Below are 6,665 nucleotides of genomic sequence, written 5' to 3' on the forward strand. Positions count from 1 at the left end.
ATTTTGTCTTCTGTTCGGTTCATCTGTGACATCAATTACATTTCCCGAGCGGGTGGAGGGCCGTATTTTGTCGCGTGCGCAACCTGCAACACGTCATGGTTTTCTTGCACATCATGGGCGCGGAAAATATGCGCACCTTGCCCATATGCTAGTACCGTGGTTGCCCCCGTTGCGGCAACCCGTTCTTTAGGCTCAACCCCCAACAGTTTGCCCAATGCAGATTTACGCGAGAAACCCACAAGAACAGGGTATCCGAATTCGCACAATTCGTCGATGCGACCCAATAGCTCGAAGTTTTCTTTATAGGTTTTGGCAAATCCAAAGCCCGGATCAAGGATAATTTGAGACTTTGATAATCCAGCACATTCAGCAATTTGAATACTTTTCTCAAAGTAGCGCTTTAATTCAAAAATGATATCTTTGGTTGTGTCGCGTTCAACATCCCAATGCATCAAAATCGATGGCGTATTATAGTGTGCCGCGACGTCGGCAAGCTCCGGGTCGCGCTGAAAACCCCACACATCATTGATGATGGACGCACCAGCTTGAATGGCTTGATGGCCAACGATTGCTTTGTAGGTGTCGATTGAAACAGGGGTAGTGATTCCCGCTAATTTCAAAGCATCGAGCACCGGCATAATCCGGTCAAGTTCGGCTTGAGCACCAACTTCTTGTGCACCGGGGCGCGTGCTTTCGCCGCCCACATCGATAATTTCAGCGCCTTCGGTGATCATCTGTTTGGCTTGGGACACAGCATCGGATGTCCCATTGTGTTCACCGCCATCGGAAAAGCTATCCGGCGTCACGTTTAATATGCCCATGACCAACGGTATTGGGCCGAGTTCTAAGGTCTTGTCACCCATTTTCAGGGAGAAAGACTTATGCATCTTTATTTACCGTTTTGGCTGCATCTGCCGGGGTGCCGTAAAGATCGTATTCGTCAGAATCATTGATGGTGACTTTGACCATATCGCCCGGTTTGATGTTGTCAGCATCATCAATGAACACTTGCCCATCAATCTCTGGCGCATCCCACTGGCTGCGGCCAAGAGCACGGTTGTCTTCTGGCGCGACATCATCCACAAGCACGTCAATAGTGCGGCCAACTTTTTGGCTGAGGCGGTCAATTGAAATTGCCTGGGCTTTTTCCATCAAACGGCCATAGCGCTCTTGCTTAACTTCATCAGGCACCGCGCCCTCAAGTTCGTTTGCAGGTGCGCCCGTCACCGGCTCATATTTGAATGCACCAACGCGGTCGATTTGTGTTTCATCAAGCCAATCTAACAATTGCTGGAAGTCGTCTTCTGTTTCGCCCGGGAAGCCAACGATGAATGTTGAGCGGATCGCAAGATCAGGGCAGATGTCGCGCCACGCTTTGATGCGATCAGCGGTTTTGACTTGGTTGGCGGGGCGGCGCATGGCTTTGAGCACATTTGGCGCGGCATGCTGGAACGGAATGTCGAGGTAAGGCAAGATTTTGCCCTCGGCCATCAAGTGAATTGATTTGTCCACATGCGGGTAGGGGTAAACATAATGCATGCGGATCCATGCATCCATTTCGCCCAATTCGCGGGCCAAATCATAAAACCGAGCGTCAATGTCACGTTTGTGAAAACGCGAGGACGCATATTTGATGTCTTGGCCGTAGGCGCTGGTGTCTTGAGAGATCACCATAATCTCTTTGACGCCAGCTTTGACCAAGCGTTCTGCTTCATAAAGCACGCTGGCAATCGGGCGTGATTTAAGATCGCCGCGAATTGAAGGGATAATGCAGAAGGTGCACCGATTTGAGCAGCCTTCAGAGATTTTCAAATAAGCATAGTGACGCGGCGTCAGGCGCAAACCGTCTGCGGGTACCAAGTCCTCAAATGGTTTGTGCACAGGCGGCAGATTTTCGTGCACCGCTGTTACAACCGCTTCATATTGGTGGGGGCCAGAAACCGCGAGCACTTTAGGGTGCGTATCGCGGATCAATTGCTCTTCGATGCCCAAGCAACCTGTCACGATCACTTTGCCGTTTTCATTGATGGCTTCGCCGATTGCTTCTAGGCTTTCAGCTTTTGCACTGTCTAAGAACCCGCAGGTGTTCACAATCACAAGGTCTGCGCCTTGGTAATCATGGGAGAAATTGTAGCCTTGCGCACGTAGCGTCGTCAAAATGCGCTCGGAATCCACAAGCGCTTTTGGGCAGCCGAGGCTAACAAGTCCGATGGTTGGGTTCTGGTTCATCCAAATTGCCTTTTTGAAGGATCAAAGCGCTTTCTAACGCTTTCATGCCTCACGTCAAGCAAAGTCGGCAAACACAGCGTCTAGCGTGTCGCATAAGAAGTCGGCATTTTCGCGCGAGAAGACCATAGGTGGCTTGAATTTCAGCACATTTTCCAACGGACCATCGGTTGAAAGCAAAATCGCGCGGTCGCGCATTTCATTGACGATCTTGCCTGCGAGATCGGTCGCAGGCTCAAGTGTGTTGCGATTTTTCACCAATTCGATGCCTAAAAATAAGCCATGGCCGCGTACATCGCCGACAAAGTCATACTTGTCTTTCAGCGTTTCCCAGCGATTAAGGATATAGGCGCCTAGTTCTTTGGCGTGGCTTTGCATATTTTCGTTTTCAATAACGTCCATCACGGCTAGGCCAACGGCCATTGACACGGGGTTACCGCCAAACGAATTGAAATATTCCATGCCGTTGGCAAAGTTTGCAGCAAGTTCTTTGGTGGTTACCACGGCGGCTAGGGGATGCCCATTGCCGATGGGTTTGCCCATCACCACGATGTCCGGCACCACATCTTGCAACTCAAAGCCCCAGAAATGATCGCCAACCCGGCCAAAGCCGCATTGCACTTCATCGGCAACACAAATACCGCCTTGTGCGCGGATCGCCGCGTGGGCGGCTTGCAGGTAGCCCTTGGGGTAGGCTATTTGCCCACCTACGCCAGAAATTGATTCTGCGATGAATGTTGCGGCACCATTGCCCGTTTTGGCTTTGATGTTTTCAACACAATCTGCAACCGACTGGGCATACGCTTTGCCCGAATTTTCGGAATAGCCCTTATGTGGTCCGCGATAAGGATCGGGGAATTCGGCGATTTCGACGAAATCTGGTTGCGGGAATCCGCCTTTGCGCTTGAATTTGTAAGGACTGATGTCCACAGCGCCTTGCGAATTGCCGTGATAGGCCCAATCGAGCACCACCGTGTTCTTTTGGCCTGTGGCATGGCGCGCGATGCGTAAAGCCAATTCGTTGGCTTCGGTGCCTGAATTGACAAAGAAGGCGACTGACAGCGAACTAGGCAATTTTGAAGTGATGCGCTCGGCATAGTCAAGCACCAGCTCATTCAAGTAGCGCGTATTGGTGTTCAAAATAGCGGCTTGTTTGCTGATCGCTTCCACAAGATGGGGATGGCAATGACCGATATGAGTGATGTTATTCACACAGTCCAAATAAGCGCGCCCGGTTTGATCAAACAGGTGAACCCCTTCGCCACGCACGATTTTGAGCTTCTTGTCGTACGATACGCTAAGTGAGGGGCCGAGCAGCTTGTCGCGGCGCTCCATTAGTTCATCAGGGCCAGCATTGTCGATCAGATAGGTTTCCGGCGCTTGGCCGAGCATAAGGTCCGGATCGATGCATATTTGTTGCCAGACATGCCAAAGGCTCTTGTGGCCGACGCCATAAAAATTTTCCGTGTGAACGAACATATCTGTCATAATTTGGAAATGCAGGTGTGGCGACCAGCCACCATTTACATCCCAATCGCCGATATGGCCGATCAATTGCCCTGCTTCAATTTTGTCACCTACTTTGTGTAGCTCAAAAATTGAAGGTGAGAGATGGCCGTATAGCGAGAAAAATGGTGCACCATTGTCGGTTTCATGGCGCAGGATAAGGGTTGGACCATAGTCGAGATGGAACGCATTATTGTGGATAGTGAATACTGTGCCATCTATGGGCGCATAAAGCGGCTCATTTGCGTCCACAAACACATCAAGGCCCATATGCATTGTTCGGCGTTCAGGCGACGCAGGGGAGGCAAAGGCAGCGGACTGATAGACTGTGCGGTCTTCGCCATAGCGGCCAATGCCGTATCGCGTATCCAATTGGGTGCGTTTTGCATTGAACCAGGCATCAAACTCTTGGGCGGAAAGATCTGGCACTGATGGATCACTGCCATCTGCTGGAATGACGAAACGGCGCTGATATTTGAAATCTGGCAAAAACATTGGCGCAAGCTTGTTGCGCTTTGATTTGAGGAACGCTGAAACACTGTTGCCGCCCTTGATGGCTTCAAAACCAGCCGCATTGCGGAACAGAGCGGTCATGAATCCAACATCTACACTTTCTAGGCGTTCCAACAACTCAAATGCGGATTGTTGGGAAATGGTGAGATATTCATTGTTAGGATATTTTTTAGCCTGGCGCGATGACATGCACACGCTTGAAACCAGACGCATACGCGCAAGGTCAAACAGGACGTCCAGTTCTGGCTCAGTCAGTGCGAAAGCGCTAGCGTAGCCGCGAACGAGCGCCTGCGATGCGGAATAGATGTCTTTTTGGCCGAGCAGTGCATAGGCCATGCAAACGGCTAGCTCGTTCACTTGACGGCCAAAGCACATGTCACCAAAATCAAACACGCCTATGATTTTTGTGTTGTTGTTAGCATCAACGATAATGTTGTTGTCGTTCGCATCTTGATAAAGCACCGCATTGCGCAAATTTGTCAGCTTTGGGGCAACAACTTGCTCATAGCGCTCAAAAAGCGCCTCAATCCGTTTCCGGTTGTTCTGATCAACGATGTCAGCGCATAAAGGCTTCAGCGATAATACATTGTCCAAGTTCCATTCAAAGTCTGAACGCTCGGCGGCTTGATGAGAAAACCCCTGTAGCGAGGCAGACAATTGTCCGATGGCGCGCCCGAGGTTTTCCAGTGTTTCAAGTGTAGGAACTTGTGTGCTCAGCAGTGGCCCGTTGATGAACGAAATCAGGCGGATCGCGTGATGCTGGCCTTGTTTTTCCACTGAGAATATGTTCGCGCCGTTTTGGTTTTCGATTTGAGCGGGCGCATAGGGGAAGTGGTTGTCAGCCAAGTGCGCCATGGCGCGAGATTGCAGGTCTAAGAACGCGATGTCTTCAGCAGCATTAGCTATTTTTAGGACATATTTAGTATCACCAGTGTCGATGGCGACATTTTGGTCGCGTTCACTTTCCAGCGCAGTTTGCGTTCCAGCAAGGCCGTAATGGTCTTTCAGAATCTGATTGATTTCTGATGCGGTAAACGATGGGGGGGCAGAATCAAACGCTGACATAAGTTTCCCGGATGTTGAATTGTATCCAATGTGGGCAACATATGGGAAATTGCAGGAGACCCAAAGGGGAAACGCCGCCAGAAGGCGCGAATTCTTCTAATGGGTTGATGCATTTGGCGCATCAACCCGAAAGTCAGTGTTTTAGCTTTTTGGCTTTGCAGCAGCACGCGTTTTAGGGGCAGCGGCTTTGCGTGGTGTTGCGCGTTTGGCCGCCGTTTTTTTCGCTACAGTTCTCTTAGCCACAGCTTTCTTGGCCACAGGCTCAATCGCCTTTTGCTCGGTAAAATCCACTTCATCATCAGCAAGCTCTTCGAGCGCATCTTTGACATCATCAAAAATGCTCATGGCCGGGCGGGCGTCTGTGGCCAATGTGAGGTGCTCAGCGTTTTTCTTGAAGAACACCAAAATAGTTTCGCACAAGACGCGCAACAGCACAAAACTGCCCAGGCCAATGATGCCGATTTCAAGTAATCCCCAAATGCCGGCTGCAAATGATTGCGCGAATGATCCGAATAGATGCCGGATTGCCCAAATGCTAATGGCACCGAGCCCCAACAAATAGAGCATTTTGATGATCTTGGGGGCGATCATCCGGTCTAGGTTGAAAATTGTTCCGCTGGTGGCGAGTTTTTTCAAATCATCAAGGGTCATTGGTCTGTTCAACATTTATGAGTAAAGGATATGGGCTGCTTCATTTGTAGCAGATCACTATGGCTTTATCTATATTTTTACACCGCCGATTTTAATCGGCCCGAAATGCCGTTCGAAGCTGATCTTCAGCGCCGAATCGAGCTCTGGCATCGAAACCAATTGCCCCAAATCTTCAAAGCTGGTGACGCCTTGATCTACAATGCCGCAGGGCACAATGCCTTTATAATCATCCAAGTCTGGATTGAGGTTGATTGATATGCCGTGAAAGCTAACCCAGCGCGAAATACGAACGCCAATGGCTGCAATCTTGTCTTCGCGGCCAAACCCTTTGTCTGGCCGTTTAACCCACACGCCAACTCGACCGTCGACCTGATAGCCATGAATGTTGAATTGGGCGAGGGTATCAATAACCAGTGATTCCATGGTGCGCACAAAGGCCCGCACGTCGCGGCCCCGCGCGCGCAGGTCGAGCATGAAATAGACCACGCGTTGCCCTGGTCCGTGATAAGTATATTGTCCGCCACGCCCGGCATCAAATACTGGAAGAAAATTGGGGTCAGTCAAGTCAGCTTTTTTGGCCGATGTGCCTGCAGTGTAAAGGGGCGGGTGCTCAAGCAGCCAGACCTTTTCACCAGCCACATTGGTCGCTATGCCAGCCACACGGGCTTTCATTTTCTCAAGCGCAATGGGATAGGGAATTAGTT

General features: G+C 50.4%; 5 protein-coding genes. All 5 read right to left on the reverse strand.

Annotated elements, in window-relative coordinates; translation table 11 throughout:
• Positions 1-35: 35 nt before the first annotated feature.
• Complete coding sequence (gene folP / locus ACJAZW_RS14710) at positions 36-887, reverse strand: dihydropteroate synthase (RefSeq protein WP_415159430.1); 852 nt, start codon at positions 885-887, stop codon at positions 36-38.
• Positions 880-2,229, reverse strand: a complete 1,350-nt coding sequence (rimO, locus tag ACJAZW_RS14715) for a 30S ribosomal protein S12 methylthiotransferase RimO (RefSeq protein WP_415159432.1) — start codon at positions 2,227-2,229, stop codon at positions 880-882. The genes folP and rimO overlap by 8 nt, the downstream gene beginning before the upstream one ends.
• Positions 2,230-2,283: 54 nt before the next feature.
• Positions 2,284-5,310 (reverse strand): aminotransferase class III-fold pyridoxal phosphate-dependent enzyme, encoded by a 3,027-nt coding sequence (locus tag ACJAZW_RS14720; protein ID WP_415159434.1) that lies wholly within the window; start codon positions 5,308-5,310, stop codon positions 2,284-2,286.
• A gap of 141 nt (positions 5,311-5,451) precedes the next feature.
• Positions 5,452-5,961, reverse strand: a complete 510-nt coding sequence (locus ACJAZW_RS14725; protein ID WP_415159436.1) for a DUF4282 domain-containing protein — start codon at positions 5,959-5,961, stop codon at positions 5,452-5,454.
• A gap of 69 nt (positions 5,962-6,030) precedes the next feature.
• Positions 6,031-6,660 carry a lipoyl(octanoyl) transferase LipB gene (lipB, locus tag ACJAZW_RS14730; RefSeq protein ID WP_415159438.1) on the reverse strand — a complete coding sequence of 210 codons (630 nt, stop codon included), beginning with the start codon at positions 6,658-6,660 and terminating at the stop codon, positions 6,031-6,033.
• Positions 6,661-6,665 lie beyond the last annotated feature (5 nt).

The sequence above is a fragment of the Maritalea sp. genome (assembly GCF_047634455.1).
Lineage (GTDB): Bacteria > Pseudomonadota > Alphaproteobacteria > Rhizobiales > Devosiaceae > Maritalea.

What these genes read in the sequence shown, in the direction of transcription:
- folP (WP_415159430.1), bottom strand. Translation starts at nt 887, where the DNA reads ATGCATAAGTCTTTCTCCCTGAAAATGGGTGACAAGACCTTAGAACTC.
- rimO (WP_415159432.1), bottom strand. Translation starts at nt 2,229, where the DNA reads ATGAACCAGAACCCAACCATCGGACTTGTTAGCCTCGGCTGCCCAAAA.
- ACJAZW_RS14720 (WP_415159434.1), bottom strand. Translation starts at nt 5,310, where the DNA reads ATGTCAGCGTTTGATTCTGCCCCCCCATCGTTTACCGCATCAGAAATC.
- ACJAZW_RS14725 (WP_415159436.1), bottom strand. Translation starts at nt 5,961, where the DNA reads ATGACCCTTGATGATTTGAAAAAACTCGCCACCAGCGGAACAATTTTC.